Origin of the sequence: Streptomyces sp. NPDC002680 (assembly GCF_042889145.1) — a bacterium.
Taxonomy (GTDB): Bacteria; Actinomycetota; Actinomycetes; order Streptomycetales; family Streptomycetaceae; genus Streptomyces; species Streptomyces adonidis.
Map to the genome: position 1 here is coordinate 313212 of NZ_JBIAQP010000007.1, position 20353 is coordinate 333564.

The window sequence follows — 20353 nt, forward strand, 5'->3', positions numbered from 1 at the left end:
CTAATCAATGCTTGCAAGTTCAACATTTGGCCACCGCTTTGCCTCCGGATGGGCCTCCTCCCGCCTTTCCGGTGTGCCTGTTTCCGCAGGTGGGAACGCCTGTGAGGTCATGCGCAGCACTGCCCGTGCCACCGCGTCCGCATCCGAAAGTGTGACCGAATCCACGCCTGGGCGGGCCCCGGCCGCGGTCACCCAGTGCACGCCCTCCGTGGGCACCCCGAACGCCAACCTCCGTGCCTGCGCCTGGCCTTGACGGTCCATCAGGAGATACGGGCGCGGTGTCACGTCCAGTCCGCCCGTTTCGTAGCCGTCTGTGACATGGGGCCTCGCCCTGCCCGTCCGCAGGAGTCCGGCGAGTAGGGGGTCGGCCGTACGGCGCAGGTCGGGCTCCGGCAGCCGTGCCTCTATGAGTGAGGTCAAGCGCACTGCCGAGCCCGGCACATCGGGGGAGTGCGCCACCCAGGCCCTGTCCTCGGCCCGAACTTCGAGGCGGGGTCCGAGGATCTCCACCACGCCTGCCGTCACCAGCGCCGTCAGCTCCTCGACGCGCCGCCGGGGCGGCCCGATGGACAGGAAGGCGTTGAGCGGGGTGTACCAGCGGTCCAGGTGGTCCCGGCGCGAGTCGCCCGGCAGTCCGCCGTGGTCGACGATCAGCCGCAACTCGTTGCGCAGGTCGCGCAGTACGTCCTGGGCGGCCTTCACGGGCCCGTCGACATTGCCCAGCGCGGCCTGGGCGGCGTCCTCGCGCAGGTGGGCCAGCAGCCAGCTCCGCCAGGCGGTGGCATCGGGGAAGACCTGTCCGGCGTACGGCCGTGAAATCCGGTCCCAGGACCAGCGGTCGGCCTCCGGAACGCCGAACTCGTCGAGTACGGCCGCCTCTTGGCCGGTGCCGTGCGGGGCGGCGAGGAAGCGGTCCCGGAAGTCGTCGAGCGGGCGGCTCGTGAACTCCCGGGCCCGCAGCAGGGTTTCGTAGTAGACCGTCTCGACCTCCTTCGCCACCAGCGGCCATATCTCGGTGCGGAAGTCGGGCGCCTCGCCGGAGTCGGCGCGTTTGCGGAAGCCCGCTGTCGCCTCGGGGGTGAGGACGAGCGGGGTGTGCCTGCCGTACGGGCCCTTCGCGTTGTCGCCGCGCGCCTGGTACGGGATGCCGCGCCGCGAGCCGGCGTAGAGGCGTGGCTCGCGTCCGGAGGGAACGTAGCGCAGTCCGCCCTCGGGACCCTCGGGGCCGTGCGTGAAACGGCCGCCTCGGCCCGTCGTCAGGAGGGTGAGGTGGTCGAAGAAGTTGAGGCCAAGGCCGCGCAGCAGGACGGGTTCGCCGGGGGCCAGCGGGGAGAGGTCGACGTCGGCCGGGTTGGCGGGCGGGATGTGGCAGAGGCCGTGCCCGGTGGCGTACGAGGTCAGGTGCCGCTGCTCCTCGTCCGGGAGGAGGGGGAGGTGGCCCTGGGCGAGGACGACGGCCGAAAGGGCGGACAGGGTACGGCCGTTGGCGAGGGTGAGGGTCTGGCTGCCGTCGGGGGCGTCGTCGAGGTGGATCGCACGGGTCGCGTGGGTCTCGACGTGGACGGAGAGAGGTGCCTCGCGCACGGTCTTCGCGAACACCCACTCCAGGTAACGGCCGTAGTGGGCGCGGGTGGGGTAGTCGTCCGGCCTCAACTCGCCTTCTTCGTCGGCCTGTTCGCGCGCCCACTCGTAGAGGCTGGGGCCCGGTCGGACGGGCCCCGAGCAGTCCACGCTGTCGTCGGTGAAGAGGGTCACCTGGCAGGCCACCGTGTTCATCAGCAGCCGGGGCGACTGCGAGGTGCGCCAGACCCGGCCCGCGCCCGGCGGTGCCGGGTCGACGACATGGACGGTCAACCGGGCCCCGGGCGCCAGGAGTTCCGGCGCGGAGGCGCAGAGACGCTCCAGCACGCTGGTGCCGCGCGGCCCGGCACCGACCAGGGCGACGGACACGGAGGGGGACCGGGGCGTGGCCTCCGGGGCGGTCCTGGACGGCGGCTCGGCGGGCGCTGGAGACAAGGGGGGTACTCCCGGGCGTGTGGGGCGCGATGGCAGCAGACCGTCCACCGGAAGCGGACGGTCCGCCTCATCATGCCGCCGGGAGCTGGGAGAGCCGAGCACCGGGGACGGGGATCGCCGCCGGTGTGGGATGCCTCACTAGGGCCTGTCCGGCGGATCGGGTCGGAGGACAGCCGCGGTGACGACAACGCCGGGACGGGCGTGCCAAGCCCCGCGTCTCCGGCATGATCCGCCGGACAGGCCCTGGAAGCCTCACCCGCTCAGCCGCTCAGCTGCGACTCCGTGACCGTCTCCAGCTGTGCGGCGCCGCCCTTCTGCTCGCGGACCCGGTCCAGCCGCAGCCGGGCCGAACGGCCGCTCAGGGTCAGGGTCATCAGCATGTTGCCGAACCAGGGGCCGCCCGTCCGGCGCCAGGTGACCGGTGGGTGCGGGACCCGGCCGTGCCGGGCGAAGCGGCGGCCCAGGGCGCGGCCCAGACCGCTCCAGCCGAGGCGGAAGCCGACCTTTATGTGGCGGGGGATGGCGTTGTGGACGGGGGAGCAGGTCAGCTGGAGGACCCGGGCGTCCGGGCGGTCGGCCTCGGGCCAGGTGGGCTCGGCCGCGTAGGCGTGGTGGACGTCTCCCGACAGGACCAGGACCGTCGCCGGGGCCTCGGGGCCCGAGCCGGCCTCCGCGATCAGCGCGGCCAGGTCGGTGAACGAGGTGGTGAACGCCGCCCAGTGTTCGAGGTCGGCCGCGCGGCGCAGCTTCTCCCCGAACCGGGCCCAGCGCGCGCCCCGTTCACCCCGGCACAGAGCCGCGTCCCAGGCCTCGGCGTCGTGCACGAGGTGGGGAAGCAGCCAGGGCAGCGAGGTGCCGATGAGGAGGTGGTCGTACGAGCCGGGGGCGTCCAGCGCCTGTTCCCGTACCCATTCCGCCTCGCCCGGGTCCAGCATCGCGCGGCTGTCCTCGTCGAGAACCCGGGCCGCCCTGCTGTCCACCATCAGCAGCCGTGCGCGGCCGAAGTCGCGCCGGTAGCTCCAGCGGACCGAGGCGGGATCGGCGTCCGCCTTCGAGGCGAAGGCGCGCAGGACGTCCGTACCGTCGGGGCTCTCGCGTACGGCCGCGTACAGCGGGTCGGCGGCGAGTTCGGCCGGGGCGAGGTTGCCGAGGTGCTGGTGCACCCAGTACGACATCAGGCCGCTCAGCAGCCGCTCGCGCCACCACGGGGTCTCCCGCATGTCGGCCAGCCAGGCCGCGCTGGTGTTCCAGTCGTCGATGACGTCGTGGTCGTCGAAGATCATGCAGGTGGGGACGGTGGACAGCAGCCAGCGGACCTCGGGGTCGAGCCAGGACTCGTAGTAGAGGTGGGTGTACTCCTCGTAGTCCGCGACCTCGGCGCCCGGCGGTTCGGACAGGTCGCGGCGGGCGGCCAGCCAGCGGCGGGTCGCGTCGGACACCTCGTCGGCGTACACCTGGTCGCCCAACAGGAGGAGCACGTCCGGGCGTTCGGCCGTGGGGTCGGCCGCGATGCGCGCGGCCAGGGTGTCCAGGGCGTCCGCGCCGACCGGGTCCTTGTCGTCGACGGCCGGTGCGGCCCAGCGGCAGGAACCGAAGGCGACCCGGAACCCGTCGCCCTCCGACTCGCTCTCCCCGTCCTCGGCGGTGCGGATGACGGAGGGCGGGAAGGGCGAGTCGGGCAGCGGCCACACGCGGACGCCGTCCAGGAACACCTCGTACGGTGTCGTCGTGCCCGGGGCGAGGCCGGTCACCGGGATCAGCGCGTAGTGGTGGCCCGCGACCTGGAAGGTGCGGGTCTCGCCGCCGGCACCGTCCGCGCAGCGCGCCTCGGCCGTGCACGGACGGCTCGCCTCGACCCAGACGGTCGCGGCCGACTCGTCGGCATACCTCAGCAGCGGACCCAGGCGAAGTGTCGCCACGTTGATCACCCTCCTCCGTCGCACCGTACGGTACGGACGACGGGGGAGGGCGGGGAGGTTCCGTGCATGGTGCATTTGATCAGTGGCTCAGCCAGTGGCCCATTTGGTGGCTGAACCACTGATCCATTCGGCGGTCGATCAGCAGCTGGCGAGGTAGCTCGTGAGCGCGCTCTTCTCGGCCGAGTCGACCGAGAGGTCGTAGTAGTACTTCACCTGGACCCAGGCGCGGACGTACGTGCAGGTGTACGCGGTGCGCGAGGGCATCCACTCGGCCGGGTCCTGGTCGCTCTTCTGCTGGTTCACGTTGTCCGTGACCGCGATGAGCTGGGGCCGGGTGAGGTCGTTGGCGAACGCCTGACGCTGGGCGGTGGTCCAGCTGTCGGCGCCCGAGTCCCAGGCCTCGGCGAGCGGTACGAGGTGGTCGATGTCGAGGTCGGAGGCGGCGGTCCAGGTGGCGCCGTCGTAGACGGAGTACCAGGAGCCGCTGGTGGCGGCACAGGCGGAGCTGGTGACGACGTTCGTACCGTCCCGCTTCAGGACCGTCTCACGGGTGTTGCAGGTGCCGGAGATGGTGATCCAGTGCGGGAACAGGTCGCGGTCGTAGCCGGTGCGGTCCTCGGTCGCCACGGTGAGCGAGGCGAGGTAGGTGCGGGCGGTGGCGGCGCTGACCGGGGTGGGGAGAGCGGCGGAGGCGGTCGGACCGTTGAAAAGTCCGACCGATGCTATGAGTCCGGTGAGAGCGGCGAGTATGCTGAGCCGTCGACGCGCGTAGAACTTCGGCATGCGAACTCCCTCGGGGGATGGGGGTGTTGAACGCGAGCGAGTGAATGATCGCGTCGCAGTGTTGCCGGGGAATGAGCGTTGGGTAAGAAGTTAGTGACGTGTGCATGTCAAGGCAAGGTGTCGGGGTGCTGATTTCCTCGGGCGCGGAACGGCCGGGGCAGATGATGTGGTTGGTTCCCCTGATTCCGTAACAGGCCTGAATAGTGCGGAAAGTGACGCCGTTTCGGATATCCGGCCCGGACGTGAGAGCTACCGTGAGATCCAGGACCCGCGGTCACGGGGGCGCGCGGGATCCGCTGGGGGCTGGCAATGGATCCGCTGGCGGTGGCGGTCGGGACGGCACTTGTCGGGGCGATGGCCACCGACTCCTGGGAGCAGGCGAAACGGGCGCTCGTCGCGCTGTGGCGCCGGGTGCGGCCGGAGGCGGAAGCCGACACTGTGGGCGCGGAGTTCGGGCAGGCGCGTACGCGGTTGCTGGCGGCGCTGGAGGGTGGGGCGCCCGGTGCGGCGGCGCCAGGTGTCACCTCGCCCGTGGTGTCCGCGCTGGAGACGGACTGGCAGTTCCGGCTGCATCTGCTGCTGCGTGAACACCCGGACCTCGCCGGGGAGTTGCGGCGCGTACTGGACGCCGAACTGACCCCGCTGCTGCCCGAGGGGGACGGCACCCGGGGCGGCACGGTGGTGATGAAGGCGCAGGCGTCCGGTTCCGGGCGGGTGTATCAGGCGGGCCGGGACCAGCACATCACGGAGCGGTGAGCGGGGCCCGGCCGGGCCGTACGCCGGATCTGCCGCTGCCGCTGCCGCCTCCCGGCTCCTGTGTCTGACCCGTCGCGTACGATGGACGGCGCAGAAGGGGAGTAGCTCTTCGCCGGACCGTCGACATACTGCTCAGCTCGTCTGAGCCGGCGCCCGGAGGCAGGCCACATGTGGCCTGCCAGCGAGACCTTCGGCCAGTAGTGCACTGACTGTGTGCTGCCGTGCCGAGGTGTCGTTCAGCGGTAACACTCTCGGTGGGGCGGCCCCTACCGATTGAGGAATCTTGATCAGCTTCACCGTGACGGCGCTGGTTTTCGGCGTCGTCTTCCTTGCTGAACTGCCGGACAAGACCGCCCTCGCCGGGCTCGTCCTCGGCACCCGTTATCGCGCCTCGTACGTCTTCGCCGGCGTCGCCGCCGCGTTCGCGCTGCATGTCGTGCTCGCCGTCGCGGCGGGCAGCGTGCTCACCCTGCTGCCGCAGCAGCTCGTCCACGCACTGACCGGCGTGCTCTTCCTGGGTGGGGCCGCGGTCCTGCTGATGAAGAAGGGGGAGGACGAGGCCGAGGTGCGGCGGCCCGAGGACCAGTCCTTCTGGAAGGTGTCCGGGGCCGGTTTCATGCTCATCCTCGTCGCCGAGTTCGGCGATCTCACGCAGATCATGACGGCCAACCTCGCCGCCCGCTACGACGACCCGCTCTCCGTCGGCCTCGGCGCGGTGCTCGCGCTCTGGGCCGTGGCCGGGCTCGGGATCGTGGGCGGGCGGGCGCTGATGAAGCGGGTGCCGCTGGAGCTGATCACCAAGATCGCGGCCGTGTTGATGCTCGGGCTCGGGGTGTGGAGTCTTTGGGAGGCGGTGGCTGGGTAGGGAGGGGGTGCGGGTGGTCAGTGGGGGCGCTTCGTAGATGGCCGGTCGGTGAACTGTTGCCGAAGGCGGTAGCGGGCGGGGTCGTTTCTTTTGTACCGTGTGGGAACAAAGTGGCTCCCGCCCGTTTTCCCTGACCGGCGGGCGGGGCCGCCTTGGTCCCGTATCTGTGCTGTCCTGTGCCGTGCCTTGGAGTCTGCCGATGACGGTCCCCACCGTGCTCACCGCCCGTGCCCTGCTCCTCGACATGGACGGGACCCTCGTCAACTCGGATGCCGTCGTCGAGCGCATCTGGCGGCGCTGGGCCGATCGGCACGGGCTGGACGGCGACGAGGTCATGAAGGTGGTGCATGGGCGGCAGGGGTACGCCTCCATGGCCGTGCTGCTGCCCGACCGGCCTGTGGAGCAGAACCACGCGGACAATGCGCGCATGCTCGCGGAGGAGACCGCGGATCTGGATGGCGTCGTCGCGATACCGGGCGCCGGTGCGTTCCTGGAGTCCTTGCGGGGGCTTCCGCATGCGTTGGTGACCTCGGCCGATGTTGCTCTGTCGACCGCGCGGATGGCTGCGGCGGGGTTGGCGTTGCCGGATGTGCGGGTGACTGCCGAGTCGGTCGGGGCGAGCAAGCCGGATCCCGAGGGGTTTTTGAAGGGGGCGGCTGAGCTGGGGGTCGACCCTGCGGATTGTTTGGTGTTCGAGGACTCGGGGGCGGGGATCTCGGCGGGGCGCTCCGCGGGGATGCGGGTGGTGGGGGTTGGGGCTCGGGCCCACTATCACCGGCCTGATGTGGTGGTGGCGGATCTTAGTGGGGTGCGGGTTGAGAGTGTGGGGGGCGGGGAGATGCGGGTGTACGTCGGCTGAGTGCTTTGCGGGGGAGGGGTGTGTTTCGGCTGTGGGCCCGGTGGGGGCTGGTCGCGCAGTTCCCCGCGCCCCTTTGGGGTGCGGGTTGAGGCGCGGGTGAACCTCAGGTGTCTGTCCCGTGTCTCTCCCGTGTCTACCTCGGCCGCGGGTCCGTCGTGGCTGGTCGCGCAGTTCCCCGCGCCCCTAAAAGACGGCCCGCGCCGCCACTGAAAGCGGGTCCGTCTACCGCTCTCGCGTGTTTGGTGCCCCGCGCCGCCTGCGCTGCCCGCGCCGTCTCACGGTTCTGTTGTTTCTGATTCCAGGCGTTCTCGGGTTGTTCTGTCGTATACGCCCGGTTCCTCTGCGTCGATGTTGCGGGTCGTCTGGTAGGCGGTCACCGCGTTTTCGACGTTGTCGTCGTAGACGCCGTCGAGGTCGTTGACGTAGAGCGCCAGCTGGCGGAGTCGCTGCTGGAGTTCGAGGACCTCGTCGCCGTGGTCGCCGGGGCGCAGGACCGGGGCGGTCTCCTTGTCGTCGTCGCCGCCGGGGGCCGGGGTGATCGTGCCGGTGGCCTGGGCGGTCGTCGGGGCCTGGCTCGGGGTGGCCGACCTGGTCGGGGTCGGGGCGGCGGACGTCGGGGTGGGTGTGGGGGTCGGGGTCTCGCTGAGGGTCGGGGTCGGGGAAGGGGGCGCCGACCTAGATGCTGTGGGGCTGCTCGACGGGGTCGGGGACGCCGCGCTGGTCGTCGCGGCCGGCACGCTCTCCCGTACGTCCTGGGCGGCCGTGTTGTTCCGGGACGGCTTGTCGTACGTGAACATTCCGCCCGCCAGTCCGCCCGCCGCCAGGATCAGGACGACCGCTCCGGCGGCGCCCAGGAGGAGGATCCGGGGGCGGTTGCCCGGGCCTTCGGTCTGCTCGTCGTCCTCTGTGGGGGTGTCCGGGGGCAGCGGTAGTGCCGGTACCGCCGGTATCGCCGCCGTCGCCGTCTCGTCCGCCCAGCCGGGATCCGCGGGCACCGCAGGCAGCGGCATCGTCACGTCGGCCGCCGGGTCGGGCGGTGCTGCGGGGGTCTCCGGGGTCAGTTCCACGTACGGGCGTATGCGCAGGGGATCGAAATCCTCCGCCGCCGCTGCCTCCGCCGTGCGGTTCTCTATGTGGGCGTCGGCCGCGCGTTCGGCGCAGGCGCAGGAGGGCGTGTTGTCGGCTCCCCGGGGCGCGCCGCACTCCGGACACACATGCCCCATCGGATCGTTCACTGCGCGTCTGTTCCTTCCCCGTACGAACCCCCGTACGAATCCCCGTACGAATCCCAGAGGTTATCCGGCGCTCCTTCACACCATCTCCCGTACGCCCCCGGAATCCGGGGTTCCGCCGAATCTCGTGGGGATTCGACAGGCCATAACCGGTCACACCACCCACGATGGGGGTGTAACGAGAGTCACTGGAGGACTTCATGGCCGGGGAAGCGCGCGGTAGGACGGGAGATGTGGCGGAAGAGAGGCCGAAGGCTCCCGGGCCCGAACACGTGCCTGGGAACGTTCTCGTCTCCATCGGTGCCCTGCTGCTCGGCATGCTGCTCGCCGCCCTCGACCAGACCATCGTGTCGACCGCGCTGCCCACCATCGTCAGCGACCTCGGCGGCATGGATCACCTGTCGTGGGTGGTCACCGCCTATCTGCTCGCGTCCACCGCCGCGACCCCCCTCTGGGGCAAGCTCGGCGACCAGTACGGCCGGAAACAGTTGTTCCAGGCCGCGATCGTGATCTTTCTCATCGGCTCCGCGCTCTGCGGCATGGCGCAGAACATGCCCCAGCTGATCGGTTTCCGCGCCTTGCAGGGGCTCGGCGGCGGTGGGCTGATGGTGCTGTCGATGGCGATCGTGGGGGATCTCGTCCCGCCGCGCGAACGTGGGCGCTATCAAGGGCTGTTCGGTGCCGTCTTCGGGGCCACCAGCGTGCTGGGGCCGCTGCTCGGCGGGCTCTTCACCGAACACCTCAGCTGGCGTTGGGTGTTCTACGTCAACCTGCCCGTCGGCGCCGTCGCCCTCGCCGTCATCGCGACCGTCCTGCGCATCCCGCGCCGGTCCGAACGGCATGTCATCGACTACCTCGGCACCCTCCTCATCGCCTCCGTCGCCACCTGTCTGATCCTCGTCACCTCGCTCGGTGCCTCCTGGGGGTGGGGCTCGGCGCGGATCGTCGGTCTGGCGGTGCTGGGGGTCGTTCTCGCCCTTTGCTTCGTTCTCGTCGAGCGGCGGGCCGCCGAGCCCGTCCTTCCGCTCAAGCTGTTCCGGTTGCGCACCTTCACCCTCACCGCCGTCATCAGCTTCATCGTCGGCTTCGCCATGTTCGGCGCGATGACCTATCTGCCGACCTTCCTCCAGGTCGTCCAGGGCGTCTCCCCGACCATGTCCGGCGTGCACATGCTCCCGATGGTGCTCGGGCTGCTCGTCGCCTCCACCGTCTCCGGGCAGATCGTCAGCCGTACGGGCCGCTGGAAGGTGTTCCCCATCGCGGGCACCGGCGTCACCGCCCTCGGCCTCCTGCTGCTCCACCGGCTCGACGAGCACAGCTCCACCGGCGAGATGAGCGCCTACTTCCTCGTCTTCGGCCTGGGTCTCGGCCTGGTCATGCAGGTCCTGGTGCTGATCGTGCAGAACGCGGTCTCGTACGAGGATCTGGGCGTCGCCACCTCCGGCGCCACCTTCTTCCGCTCGATCGGCGCCTCCTTCGGCGTGGCCGTCTTCGGTACGGTCTTCTCCAGTCGGCTCGGCGACAAGCTCACGGACGCCTTCCGGGGCGTACAACTGCCCACCGGGGTCTCGGTGGACGCCCTGGAGGCCGACCCGCGCGGCATCGCCGCCCTCCCCTCGGCGGTCCGCCCGGCCGCCCTGGAGGCGTACGCGTCCGCCATCACCGACGTCTTCCTGTACGCCGCCCCCGTCGCCGTTCTCGGCTTCGTCCTCGCCTGGTTCCTGCGCGAGGACAAGCTGCGCGGCTCGGTGACCGCCCCCGACGTCACCGAGACCCTCGCCAGCAACCCCGTCCAGCGGTCGTCGTACGACGAGGTGTGCCGTGCGCTGTCCGTGCTCGGCACCCGAGAGGGGCGCCGCGAGATCTACCGGACGATCACCGCACGGGCCGGCCTCGACCTGTACCCGGCGGCGAGCTGGCTGCTGCTGCGCATCCGGCGGTACGGCTGGGCCGAGCCCTCGGTACTGGCCGAGCGCAGCTCCGTACCGCTGACCGTGATCATCGAGGCCGCCCGGCAGGTCGAGGAACGGCGGCTCGGGGTGCGCGAGGGCCTCGACATGGTCCTCACCGACGAGGGCCGCGTGGTCGCCGAACGGCTCGCGCAGGCCCGTGAGGAGTCCCTGGCCGAGCTGCTGGGCGACTGGTGGGGGCCGGACCGGCCCACCGACCTGGTCCAGCTGGTGAAGCTCCTGAACGAGGAGCTGTGCGGTTCGGACGCGGAGCAGCCGCACAACGGCTCGGCGGACAGGCTCGGTTGACGCCCGGTCGGGGCCGTCCGGTTTGGGGAGGGCCTTCGGGGCAACCCGGATCCTGACGAGAAGTCGTCCGACGGGCAATCGGTCGAGACGAGCAATCGGTCGAGGAGATCCGGAAGGCATTCATGTCCACAGGAGTGATCATCGTTCTGATCGTGATCGTCGTCGCGGCCCTCGCCGTGGGCGCGGTCACCCTGAACCGGCGGGCCGCCGGTACCCACGGCCCACGCGATCTGAAACGGCGCTTCGGGCCCGAGTACGAGCGGGCCGTCTCCCGTCACGACGGGGACACCAAGGCGGCCGACCACGAACTCGCCGAGCGCGTCCAGCGCCACGGCGACCTGCGGGAACGGCCGCTGGAGCCCGCCGAGCGCGAACGGTTCGCGGCCCGCTGGGCAGCCGCGCAGGAGCACTTCGTCGAGTCGCCGCAGCAGGCGGTCGCCGACGCGGACGTGCTCCTCGCCGAGCTGGCCGGTGCCCGTGGCTTCCCCGACGGCGGCCAGTACGAGGACCAGCTCGACGCGCTCTCCGTGCACCACGCCCACCATGTGCACGGCTACCGGCGCGTGCACAGCGCCGCCCACGAGCACCAGCCCGACACGGAGGAGATGCGCACGGCCATGATCGAGGCCCGCGCCTTCTTCGACGACCTGGTCGGCCAGGGGGAGCACCCCCGGCCGAAGTCCAAGTCACGACTCAACAAGCTGCAGTTAAAGGGGAGTTGACCCACATGACGGACATCGAGAACCGGGACGGTAAGCGTCCGGACACCCAGACCTCGAGGCCGGACACGCAGACGGAGAAGCCGGACCTGCGTACGGGTACAGGTACAGGTACGGACAAGTCCGACCCGCGCGCGGAGAAGCCTGCCGGTGCCCCCGCCGTACCGCCGCCGTCCGCCCCGCCGGCCCCCGCCCGGCCCCACGAGGCCCGGCCGTCGTCGGACCGGTCCTCCCAGTCCTCCCACGGGACCGCGTTGCTCGCGCAGGACGAGCGGGACAAGCTCACGCTGCGGCTCCAGCACGCCGTCACCGGGTTCGTGGACGGCCCCCGGGACTCCGTCGAGGAGGCCGACCGCGTACTGGCGGAGGTCACCGAGCGGTTCACGGAGGCGGTGGAGCGCACCCGCCGGACCGTACGCGGGTCCTGGCAGTCGGGCAGCGGCAGCGACGCAGGCGACACCGAGAAGCTCCGCCTCGCCCTGCGCGACTACCGGGAACTGACGGAACGCCTGCTCCACAGCTGAGACAGCCGGGCCCGTGCCGGCTACCTCGCCCGAGCCTCCCGCCACTCCCGTACGACCTCGTCGACGTCGTACGGCTTGAGGCCCAGCGGGGGGCCGGGCGGCGGCTTGAACATCATGTCGCGGATCTTGGCGTTGATCTCCGTCAGGATCCGGCGGACCGCCCCCTCGGAGGGGGCCTTGTGCGCCGCCGCCAGCGCGTCCTCCGCCTCCTTGCGCAGGGCCAGCGTCGGCGGCAGGACCGACAGCCCCTCGCGGGCCATCTTCTGCTTGACCCACCACAGTTCGTCGTACGACGTGTCAGGACCGTCGGACAAGGGCTTGCCCACGCCCGGAAGCTGGGCGAACTCCCCGCGCGCCTCCGCCTCGCGGATCTGTTTGTCGACCCAGGACTCGAAACTCACACCAGGTGGTTTGCGTTCGGTCATGTGTCCATTGTGCCGGACCTCGCACAAGCCGACGATGGGGCGATTTATCATGCGGCGGCGGTACGGCAACATGGCTGCCGTACAGGTATTGCTCATCTGAAGGAGCGCACGTGCTCGAACTCACCATGGCGACCGTCTCCGGGACGGAAGCCGGCGCCACGGCCGGCATGCTCATGGCCGAGGCGCCCAGCGAACCGGGGGCCATCATGCGGGTGGGCCGGGACAAGGCGGTGTGCCGTCTCGTCACCCCCGACGACTGGCTGTTCGTCTCACGGGTCCACCTGGAGTTCCTGTGCGGCCCCGACAACACCTGGCACCTGTCGTGGCTCCAGGGCTCCCAGCCCGACCCGTCCTCCGAAGTCCGGCTGGTGGTCGGCGAGTACGCCCAGACCGTGCCGTACGGCGGGAGCGTGCCGCTGCCCCGGGGCGGTGCCGGAGAGATCATCGTCCAGGACCGCACCGGGCCGCGCAGCGTCAACGTGGGCTTCTACCACGAGGGTTGAGGCCGGGCGGGGCTCCCGGCTAGGCCACGACCCGCGCCAGCGCGAAGCCGTCGTACCCCTTGCTGCCCACCGTCTGGATCGCCGTGCCGCTCAACCTCGGGTGCTCGGCGATGAGTTGGAGGGCGGCGCGGGTGCCGCGCACGCTCGGGTCGGTGGAGTCCGGGTCGGTCACCGCGCCTCCGCGCACCACGTTGTCCACGATGATCAGGCTGCCCGCGGTGGTGAGCCGGAGCGCCCACTCCACGTAGTGCGGGTTGTTGACCTTGTCGGCGTCGATGAAGACCAGGTCGAAGGGCTCCGGGTTCTCGTCGGCCAGCTTGGGCAGCGACTCCAGGGCGGGGCCCGTCCGGACCTCGGCGATGGAGTCGAGGCCGGCCCGGGCGAGGTTGCGGCGGGCGACCTCGGCGTGCTTCCCGTCGTACTCCAGGGTGACCAGCCGGCCGTCGGCCGGGAGCGCGCGGCCCAGCCAGATGGTGCTGTAGCCGCCGAGCGTGCCGATCTCCAGGATGTTGCGGGCCCCCTGGATCTGGGCGAGCAGCTGGAGCAGCTTGCCCTGGTTCGGCGCGACGTTGATGTGCGGCAGCCCCTCCGCGTCGCTGTCGCGCAGTGCCGCCTCCAAGGCGTCGTCGGCCGGGGCCAGGAGGGCGGTGAAGTAGTCGTCGACGTCATCCCAGCGCTGGGACTCGCTCATGAGAGCCGTACCTTCCGTTCGGGACCGAGGTGCGAAGTACGTACGAAGTATGTGCCGGGTCATTTGTAGCCCTCACGGGCGATCACGTCGGTGATCTGCGCCTCGTCGAGTTCGCTGATCGTCTCGCCCGCGCGCGGGTCGCGGGCGTGCAGTGTGTGCAGCAGCGGGGCGCCCGGCGAGCCCAGGTCGACGAGCGTGGCCGAGGCCCCGCGCACCGCCCGTCCGGTGTTCGGCGGGCCGGTCAGGTCGATCCGGTTGTACACCCCCGGTGTCACCCACACCGGCACCGACTCCAGGAACCCCATGAGCTGGACGTGGAAGTGCCCGGCCAGGATCAGCCGTACGTCGCTGCCGCGCACGGCGTCGGCCAGGTCCGCCGGATTGCCCAGGCCCAGCGCCTTCTGGAGCGCGTCGTCGAGGGCGACCGGCGGATGGTGCAGCACGACCGTCGTGCCGTGCGGTGCCGGGGTGCGCAACAGCTCGCGCAGCCAGGCCAGTTGGGCGGCGCCGAGATATCCGTACACCTTGCCCGGTACGAGTGAGTCGAGCGTGACGATCCGATGGCCGTCGACCGTGCTGGCCGCCGCCAACTCGCCTTCGGGGGAGGCGAACCGAACGTCGGCCCGCTCCCGTCCCGCCGCATCCAGGTGGCCGCTGCCCAGCGCCTTCGCGAAGGCGGTGCGCTCGTCGTGGTTGCCGGTGGTGCAGAACACCGGGATGCCCCGCTCGCGGGCGAAGGCGCCCACGAGGTCCCGTACGACCGCGTACTCCTCGGGAGCCCCGCTGTCCGCGAGATCCCCGCTGACGACGACGGCCCCGAGACCCGTGAGATGCCGGGCGTCGGTCAGCATCCGGTCCAGCGACTCGGTGGTGTCGACGCCGTGCCGGTTGGGCGCGCCGACGTGGTTGATGTGCGTGTCGGAGAGATGCAGGATCCGCATCCCGGCGACGCTACTCCCGCGCGCGTGCGGGGAACCGGGAATTTCCGGCGGGGCCGGGCGGGGAGCGGTCGGACGGCCATGGTCGTCTTCGGGCGGACGCTGTCCGATCCGGCCTGAAACCGGACGGTTTTCCGTCTCTGTGTGATCTGGGGTGTGACCGGGGGAGGGAACCCGGCCCCGGGCCGACTATCGTCGTCCGGACAAAAGCCAGGGGTCTCTCAGGTAAAGAGGGGGTTGCCCGCGTCTCACATCGGAGGCGGTGCGATTCTCTTGGGATTCGTACAGGATGAGACGCGTGGGACGCAAGGTGCCCATGGGGCGTACGGGACGAATGGGCGGGAGGCCTACGGCGCGTGGCAAACGCAGAGCACGGTGGTGGAGCGGGAGGTGCCTTCGGAGTGGGCGCCGCCGGGACGGCGCAGGCACGGCTGAAGGCGGCCCGCGTGGCGCTCTGGCTCTTCGTCGCCGTCCTCGCGGTACGACAGGTGGCCGCCGTCCTCAGTACCCCGAAGGCGGACCGGCTGACGGATCTGGAGACGTGGGTCGGGCCCGACGGCGTCCTGCATGTGAACGGCTCGCTCTACGACTCGACGCAGTTCACCGGCACGCCCTTCGGCGGACTCGTCCTCAAGCCGCTCACCCGGGCCGCCGAGCAGGCCCTCGGCTGGGGCTGGACCTTCGGCTCACTGCTCCTGGTCGTCGCGCTCGGCGCGGTCGCCGCCCGTGCCCTGCCGAAGCCGGTGACCCGCCGCTCCTCGCTCCTCGCCGCGCCCATCGCGATCAGCCTGCTGATGCTGTCGCTGCCCGTGCGCAACGCCCTCCACCTCGGCCAGACCAGCATCATCCCCGTCCTGCTGGTCCTGCTCGGCTGCTTCGTCGCCCGTGAGGAACGCGCCGCCGGCGCCCTGATCGGCCTCGCGGCGGCCCTCCAGCCGACCGTCCTGCTGTTCGCGCCGCTGCTGTGGTTCACCGGCCGCCGCCGGGCCGCCGCCTCCGCCGGGATCACCTTCGCCGCCTGCACCGCGCTCGCGTGGGTCACGATGGCGGACGACTCGTACACGTACTGGGTCCATCACATGGGCGGGGTGGGCCTCGGCGGGGCCGCCGACGACCTCGCCAACCAGTCCCTGCACGGCGCGCTGCTGCGGCTGGGCGTCGAGGGCCCGCTCGAAATCACGCTGTTCCTGGTGCTGGGTGCCGGAGTCGCCGTCCTCGGTCTGCGGCGGGCGGTGCGGTACGCCCAGGACGGGCAGCTGCTGCTGGCGGTCGCGATCACCGGCTGCGCCGCCATCGCGGTATCGCCGACCACCTGGCAGCACCAGCTGCTGTGGGTGCTGCTCGCGGTCGTCGGGCGGGTCGGCAAGCGGGCCTCCGACCGCTACATGTGGCCGGTCGCCGTCGTCATCGTGATGACGCTGCCCGCCAAGATGGTCATCCCGAACATGGGCGCGCTGTATCCGGTCCGCGACAACATCGTGCTGCTGGCCGCGATCGCCGCCGCGACCGTCGTACCGTTCCTGTCCCGGACCTCGGAGTACTACCGCTCACCGATCCCGACGGACTACGCGGCGCCGGTCCCGGCCCGCTTCAAGAACGTCCCGCTGCTGCCGTTCATGCGCCGCGTGCTCACCCGCCCGAACCTGCTCCTCGAACTGCTGCTGATCCGGGTCACGTACGCCGCCTACCAGAAGGTCCGGCTCGCCGCGACCGGCGGGACCACCACCGGCGGGCGGTCCACCGCCGAGGCCCACGGCCACCAGATCCACGACATCGAGAAGTTCCTGCACATCGACATCGAGCACTGGGTCAACCACGCGGTCGTGAAGGTCGACTGGCTGCGGAACTTCTTCGACTTCTACTACACGTCGTTCCACTTCGTGGTGCCGCTGAGCGTGCTCGGCATCCTGTACTGGCGCCGGCCCGTCGACTACCGGTGGGCCCGCGCGTCCCTCGGCTTCGCCACGCTGCTCGCCCTGGTCGGCTTCTGGCTCTACCCGCTGGCGCCGCCGCGTCTGATGCCGGGCCTCGGCATCATCGACACGGTGCACGGCGTGCAGGACTTCTCCAAGCCGGACTACGGCACGCTCACCGCGCTGACCAACCAGTACGCCGCGATGCCCTCGCTGCACTTCGGGTGGTCGCTGTGGTGCGGGCTCGTCATCGCGATCGTCGCGCCCAAGTGGTGGATGAAGGCGCTGGGCCTGCTGCATCCGTTCTTCACCGTCTCCGCGATCGTCGCCACCGGCAACCACTGGGTGCTGGACGCGGTGGGCGGCGCGGCGGTGGTGCTCGCCGGGTTCGGGCTGTCGTACGTGTTCATGGGGCCGCGCGCCCGTACGGTCGTGGCGGCGGCGGAGAAGGACGACGAGCCGCGGCTGACGTCGGCGGCGACCAGCCGGAACTGAAGGGCATCGGGCGTACGGGGGTGTCCTCGGCGGCGGGACCTTGGTTCACGGTGCCGGGTGGTGCGGTCGGAGTCGTCGCCTGGAGCCGGTACTCGGTGGGCGGCAGTCCATAGGCGGTGCGGAAGGCCCGGCTGAAGTGGGCGGGGCGGGGCAGGCCCCAGCGGGCGGCGATGGTGTGCACGGGCACGGCGCGCAGGGCGGGGTCCGCCAGGTCGCGGCGGGCGCCCTCCAGTCGCCGGGCGCGGATCCAGGCGGCGACGGTCTCGCCCTGCGTCTGGTCCTGGAAGAGGCGGTGCAGGTAGCTGAGGGAGATGTGATGGGCGGCGGCGATCACGGGCGGGGTGAGTTCCGGGTCGTGGAGGTTCTGCCGGATGAACGCCCGTATGCGTGCGGTCAGGGTTCTGTCGCGGGTCTCCGGGGTCAGGTCCGCCTCGGTGTCGAGCACATGGGCGAACCAGGCCAGCAGGAGGTCGAGCAGGGCGGTGCCCAGGCGTGGGGCGTCGGAGGGCTGGAGGGAGTCGGCCTGCTGGTTCAGACCGGTGAGGAAGCCGGTCAGTACGGCGCCCACGCCCTCCCGCCCCGACAGCCGTCTGCCCAGGAGTTCCTGGACCCGGTCCGGTGAGGTGGGCAGCAGCACCTTGGGGAACTCGACGCCCACCCCGGTGACCAGCCGCCGGTCCTGGTCCGCCGGGGGTCGGACGTCGTACGGCCGCGAGGTGTCGATCACGTACAGGTCCTGGGGGCCGTGGGTGTCGGTCCTTCCGGCGTGGTCGACTCCCAGGCCGCCGCCGAGCACCAGTGAGAGGTGGTACAGCTCGGGGTCGGACCGTCGCACCATCCGTGCGTCACGGTGGAACCGGGTCGGCCGGAACGAGGCCGGCCACACTGTCACCGGGCCCAGTTCCAGGAGGCGTTGCTCTGCCCAGAAGTCGGTGGTGTAGTCGCTGCTCATGTCGCTGGGGGCGTGGGTCTGGCCGACCAGCTCCCGCCAGTAGTCGAAGCGGTGCTCCGCCGGTACGTCCTCGCTGCGGAACACCGTCCCGATCATCGTGCGTCACCTCGGTCCCGGTTTGCCCTTGCTGGCTTGAACTGGTCTGTCCGAGAGCGTAGTTGTTCGTTGGGTGCGGGCCCGGTGGGGGCTGGTCGCGCAGTTCCCCGCGCCCCTTACATGTGAGCCCGGGTCAATAGGCGCAGGCATGTCAGCGGGTCGTCTCTTACCGGGCGGCGGGTTACCGCCGCCCCCATCGCCTTCGCCCGGCGTAGACGGTGGTCGTGCAGGAGGATTACGAAGCGGGTCAACGGGCGTTGTTCCTCCGGGAGTTCGGCGATGATCCTGGTCGCCTCGCGGAGTGTCGCGTGGGCCGTTGACGCTGTGGCCGAGAGCAGGGAGCGGACGCCTGGGAGGTCTCGGCCCTGCTCCAGGTCGGACCGTATGACGCCGTGTTTTTCCAGGTCGTCCGTCGGGAGGTAGAGGCGGCCGTCGCGCAGGTCCTCGGCCAGGTCTGTGAGGAAGTCGGTGCGCTGGCAGGCGTCTGCCAGGAGGCGGCAGCTGTCCGCGTACGCCTGGCTGCCGCCGCCCGGCATCGACAGGCCCGAGGTGATCATCAGGAACGGCCAGGTGAGCGTCTCGATGTACGCCTGGTAGTCGTCCTCGGTCGTGAACCCGGAGAAGTCCAGGTCGATTTGGGCGCCGACGAGGTACGAGTCCACCCAGGAGCGGGGGAGTTCGCGTTTCTCGGCGGTGTGGAGGAAGGCCCGGAGGAGAGGGTGGCTGGCCCTGCCCGTGTCCAGGGCCGTGCGGACCTGCTCGGCCCAGCCCTCGTAGCGGTGCGTGCGCTCCGGCACCGTGCCCTTGTCGCACAGGTCGTCGGTGAACGACGCGAACGCGTATCCGGCGAGGATGTGGGGCTGGAGGCGGGGCGGTATCAGCAGCCGTACCGCCAGGTGGCCGGCGGGTTCCCGGCTCAGCATGAACTGCTTGGCCTTCAGGTAGGCGGCGCGGTCGGAGCCGCTGGTCACTCCCGCCGCGTCCAGACAACGTTGCCAGGATCGCACCGGCACGCCTCACCGTTGTAGTTGCAATTCAGATGAAGTGTACGGGCGGTGCTGGGCGGAGGCAGGGGCGGGGCGTAGGGGTCAGCCCCTGCCTCACGTGGGGACGGGCCGGCGGCGCCGGGAGGCCGCCGGCCCGAGTCTGGTGGGGCGGGGGTCAGCCGGCGCTCACCTGGAGTTCCTTGATTCCGTTGATCCAGGCCGAGCGCAGGCGGCGTGGGTCTCCCACCAGGGTGAGGCCCGGCATCGCGTCGGCGAGCGCGTTGAAGATCAGGTCGATCTCCAGGGCGGCCAGGGACTTGCCGAGGCAGAAGTGCGGGCCTCCGCCGCCGAAGCCGAGGTGCGGATTGGGGTCGCGGGTGATGTCGAAGACGTCCGGGGAGTCGAAGACCTCGGGGTCGCGGTTGGCGGAGGAGTAGAACAGGCCGACCCGGTCGCCTTCTTTGATCTTCTGGCCGCCCAACTCCGTGTCCTGGGTGGCCGTTCGCTGGAAGGAGACGATGGGGCTCGCCCAGCGGACGATCTCCTCGGCGGTGGTGGACGGGCGTTCGCGCTTGTACAGGTCCCACTGGTCGGGGTGGGTGAGGAAGGCGTGCATGCCGTGGGTGATCGCGTTGCGGGTTGTTTCGTTGCCCGCCACCGCCAGCATCAGGACGAAGAAGCCGAACTCGTCCGAGGCGAGGTTGCCCTCGTTCTCGGCGGCCACCAGCGTGGTCACGATGTCCTTCGCCGGGCACTGCTTGCGATCGGCGGACATGTTCATGGCGTACGCGATGAGTTCCATGGCCGACTCCTGGCCGACCTCCTCGGTGATCGCGTACTCCGGATCGTCGTACGAGATCATCTTGTTGGACCACTCGAAGATCCTGAGCCGGTCCTCCTGCGGGATGCCGATCAGCTCGGCGATGGCCTGGAGGGGCAGTTCGCAGGCCACCTCGGTGACGAAGTCGAAGGGGCCGGTACGGGCGGCGGCGTTCGCGGCGATGGCGAGCGCTCGGTTGCGGAGGTTGTCCTCCAACGCGCGGATCGCGCGCGGGGTGAAGCCGCGCTGCACTATCTGGCGGACGCGGGTGTGCTCGGGCGGGTCCATGTTGAGCAGGATCAGCCGCTGGGCGTCGATCGCGTCCCGCTCGATGTGCTCGTTGAAGCGGATGATCGCCGTGTTGGTGGTGGACGAGAACAACTCCGGGTGCGTGGAAACGTACTTGACGTCCGCGTGCCGGGTCACCGCCCAGTAGCCCTCGTCGGCGAAGCCCGCGACACCGGGGTGCTGGGGCACCCAGTGGACCGGTTCGGTGGCGCGCAGCTCGGCGAACTCCGGGAGGGGCACGCGGTGTTGGAGCACATCGGGGTCGGTGAAGTCGAACCCTTCGGGCAACGCGGGGCAGTGCGCCATCGGAAAACT

Annotated in this window: 18 protein-coding genes; 8 read left to right on the forward strand and 10 right to left on the reverse strand. The window is 70.7% G+C overall.

Translation table 11 applies throughout. From position 1 onward, the window contains the following. The 3 genes from ACFYXF_RS20490 to ACFYXF_RS20500 form a co-directional block, all read right to left on the reverse strand. Nucleotides 1-2016, reverse strand: coding sequence for an FAD/NAD(P)-binding protein (locus ACFYXF_RS20490; protein ID WP_389351012.1), 2016 nt, complete (start codon nt 2014-2016; stop codon nt 1-3). Nucleotides 2017-2276: 260 nt separating this feature from the next. Next, nucleotides 2277-3935: an alkaline phosphatase D family protein gene (locus ACFYXF_RS20495; protein ID WP_389351013.1), complete on the reverse strand. Its 1659-nt coding sequence runs from the start codon at nt 3933-3935 to the stop codon at nt 2277-2279. A gap of 138 nt (nt 3936-4073) precedes the next feature. Then, nucleotides 4074-4718 (reverse strand): HNH endonuclease family protein, encoded by a 645-nt coding sequence (locus ACFYXF_RS20500; protein ID WP_369034527.1) that lies wholly within the window; start codon nt 4716-4718, stop codon nt 4074-4076. Between the two features lie 309 nt (nt 4719-5027). Here ACFYXF_RS20500 and ACFYXF_RS20505 point away from each other — a divergent pair, with 309 nt between their 5' ends. From ACFYXF_RS20505 to ACFYXF_RS20515, 3 genes are all read left to right on the forward strand, one after another. Then, complete coding sequence (locus ACFYXF_RS20505; RefSeq protein WP_389351014.1) at nt 5028-5474, forward strand: hypothetical protein; 447 nt, start codon at nt 5028-5030, stop codon at nt 5472-5474. Nucleotides 5475-5757: 283 nt separating this feature from the next. Next, nucleotides 5758-6339, forward strand: a complete 582-nt coding sequence (locus ACFYXF_RS20510; protein WP_389351015.1) for a TMEM165/GDT1 family protein — start codon at nt 5758-5760, stop codon at nt 6337-6339. A gap of 199 nt (nt 6340-6538) precedes the next feature. Continuing rightward, the gene (locus tag ACFYXF_RS20515) at nt 6539-7198 is read left to right on the forward strand and encodes an HAD family hydrolase (RefSeq protein ID WP_389351016.1); all 660 of its coding nucleotides are present in this window, start codon (nt 6539-6541) and stop codon (nt 7196-7198) included. Between the two features lie 275 nt (nt 7199-7473). Here the strand turns inward: ACFYXF_RS20515 and ACFYXF_RS20520 are convergent, their stop codons facing one another. Then, nucleotides 7474-8433: a peptidoglycan-binding protein gene (locus ACFYXF_RS20520; RefSeq protein WP_389351017.1), complete on the reverse strand. Its 960-nt coding sequence runs from the start codon at nt 8431-8433 to the stop codon at nt 7474-7476. A 197-nt stretch (nt 8434-8630) separates the two neighbouring features. Between ACFYXF_RS20520 and ACFYXF_RS20525 the strand changes: the two genes are divergently transcribed. The 3 genes from ACFYXF_RS20525 to ACFYXF_RS20535 all read left to right on the forward strand — a co-directional run bounded on the left by ACFYXF_RS20525 (nt 8631) and on the right by ACFYXF_RS20535 (nt 11931). After that, entirely contained in the window at nt 8631-10688 is a 2058-nt protein-coding gene (locus tag ACFYXF_RS20525) for a DHA2 family efflux MFS transporter permease subunit (RefSeq protein WP_389351018.1), read from the forward strand. Nucleotides 10689-10810: 122 nt separating this feature from the next. Further along, entirely contained in the window at nt 10811-11410 is a 600-nt protein-coding gene (locus ACFYXF_RS20530; protein WP_389351019.1) for a hypothetical protein, read from the forward strand. A 5-nt stretch (nt 11411-11415) separates the two neighbouring features. Then, entirely contained in the window at nt 11416-11931 is a 516-nt protein-coding gene (locus ACFYXF_RS20535) for a hypothetical protein (protein ID WP_389351020.1), read from the forward strand. Between the two features lie 20 nt (nt 11932-11951). Here the strand turns inward: ACFYXF_RS20535 and ACFYXF_RS20540 are convergent, their stop codons facing one another. Then, the gene (locus tag ACFYXF_RS20540) at nt 11952-12356 is read right to left on the reverse strand and encodes a DUF1992 domain-containing protein (RefSeq protein ID WP_389351021.1); all 405 of its coding nucleotides are present in this window, start codon (nt 12354-12356) and stop codon (nt 11952-11954) included. Between the two features lie 110 nt (nt 12357-12466). Between ACFYXF_RS20540 and ACFYXF_RS20545 the strand changes: the two genes are divergently transcribed. Next, nucleotides 12467-12859 carry an FHA domain-containing protein gene (locus tag ACFYXF_RS20545; RefSeq protein ID WP_006378544.1) on the forward strand — a complete coding sequence of 131 codons (393 nt, stop codon included), beginning with the start codon at nt 12467-12469 and terminating at the stop codon, nt 12857-12859. Nucleotides 12860-12878: 19 nt separating this feature from the next. Here ACFYXF_RS20545 and ACFYXF_RS20550 read toward each other — a convergent pair whose 3' ends face one another. Both ACFYXF_RS20550 and ACFYXF_RS20555 read right to left on the reverse strand, forming a co-directional pair. Continuing rightward, entirely contained in the window at nt 12879-13550 is a 672-nt protein-coding gene (locus ACFYXF_RS20550) for an O-methyltransferase (RefSeq protein WP_389351022.1), read from the reverse strand. 59 nt (nt 13551-13609) lie between these two features. Further along, the gene (locus tag ACFYXF_RS20555) at nt 13610-14491 is read right to left on the reverse strand and encodes a metallophosphoesterase family protein (protein WP_389351023.1); all 882 of its coding nucleotides are present in this window, start codon (nt 14489-14491) and stop codon (nt 13610-13612) included. A gap of 353 nt (nt 14492-14844) precedes the next feature. On the opposite strand from ACFYXF_RS20555, the gene ACFYXF_RS20560 reads away from it, so the two are divergent. Next, the gene (locus ACFYXF_RS20560) at nt 14845-16896 is read left to right on the forward strand and encodes a bifunctional glycosyltransferase 87/phosphatase PAP2 family protein (protein ID WP_389351024.1); all 2052 of its coding nucleotides are present in this window, start codon (nt 14845-14847) and stop codon (nt 16894-16896) included. On the opposite strand, the gene ACFYXF_RS20565 is transcribed toward ACFYXF_RS20560, so the two are convergent. From ACFYXF_RS20565 to ACFYXF_RS20575, 3 genes are all read right to left on the reverse strand, one after another. Further along, nucleotides 16808-17944: an AraC family transcriptional regulator gene (locus tag ACFYXF_RS20565; protein WP_389351025.1), complete on the reverse strand. Its 1137-nt coding sequence runs from the start codon at nt 17942-17944 to the stop codon at nt 16808-16810. The two genes, ACFYXF_RS20560 and ACFYXF_RS20565, sit on opposite strands and share 89 nt — an antisense overlap. Nucleotides 17945-18060: 116 nt before the next feature. Next, the gene (locus ACFYXF_RS20570) at nt 18061-18915 is read right to left on the reverse strand and encodes a phytoene/squalene synthase family protein (RefSeq protein WP_389351026.1); all 855 of its coding nucleotides are present in this window, start codon (nt 18913-18915) and stop codon (nt 18061-18063) included. A gap of 190 nt (nt 18916-19105) precedes the next feature. Further along, on the reverse strand, nt 19106-20344 hold the full coding sequence (locus tag ACFYXF_RS20575) for a cytochrome P450 (protein WP_389351027.1): 1239 nt from the start codon (nt 20342-20344) through the stop codon (nt 19106-19108). Nucleotides 20345-20353: the final 9 nt, after the last annotated feature.

Bases quoted from the DNA above. Each gene is read 5' to 3' on its own strand.
- ACFYXF_RS20575 (WP_389351027.1), bottom strand. From the start codon at position 20,344: ATGGCGCACTGCCCCGCGTTGCCCGAAGGGTTCGACTTCACCGACCCC.
- ACFYXF_RS20565 (WP_389351025.1), bottom strand. From the start codon at position 17,944: ATGATCGGGACGGTGTTCCGCAGCGAGGACGTACCGGCGGAGCACCGC.
- ACFYXF_RS20540 (WP_389351021.1), bottom strand. From the start codon at position 12,356: ATGACCGAACGCAAACCACCTGGTGTGAGTTTCGAGTCCTGGGTCGAC.
- ACFYXF_RS20505 (WP_389351014.1), top strand. From the start codon at position 5,028: ATGGATCCGCTGGCGGTGGCGGTCGGGACGGCACTTGTCGGGGCGATG.
- ACFYXF_RS20500 (WP_369034527.1), bottom strand. From the start codon at position 4,718: ATGCCGAAGTTCTACGCGCGTCGACGGCTCAGCATACTCGCCGCTCTC.
- ACFYXF_RS20525 (WP_389351018.1), top strand. From the start codon at position 8,631: ATGGCCGGGGAAGCGCGCGGTAGGACGGGAGATGTGGCGGAAGAGAGG.
- ACFYXF_RS20530 (WP_389351019.1), top strand. From the start codon at position 10,811: ATGTCCACAGGAGTGATCATCGTTCTGATCGTGATCGTCGTCGCGGCC.
- ACFYXF_RS20550 (WP_389351022.1), bottom strand. From the start codon at position 13,550: ATGAGCGAGTCCCAGCGCTGGGATGACGTCGACGACTACTTCACCGCC.
- ACFYXF_RS20515 (WP_389351016.1), top strand. From the start codon at position 6,539: ATGACGGTCCCCACCGTGCTCACCGCCCGTGCCCTGCTCCTCGACATG.
- ACFYXF_RS20555 (WP_389351023.1), bottom strand. From the start codon at position 14,491: ATGCGGATCCTGCATCTCTCCGACACGCACATCAACCACGTCGGCGCG.
- ACFYXF_RS20535 (WP_389351020.1), top strand. From the start codon at position 11,416: ATGACGGACATCGAGAACCGGGACGGTAAGCGTCCGGACACCCAGACC.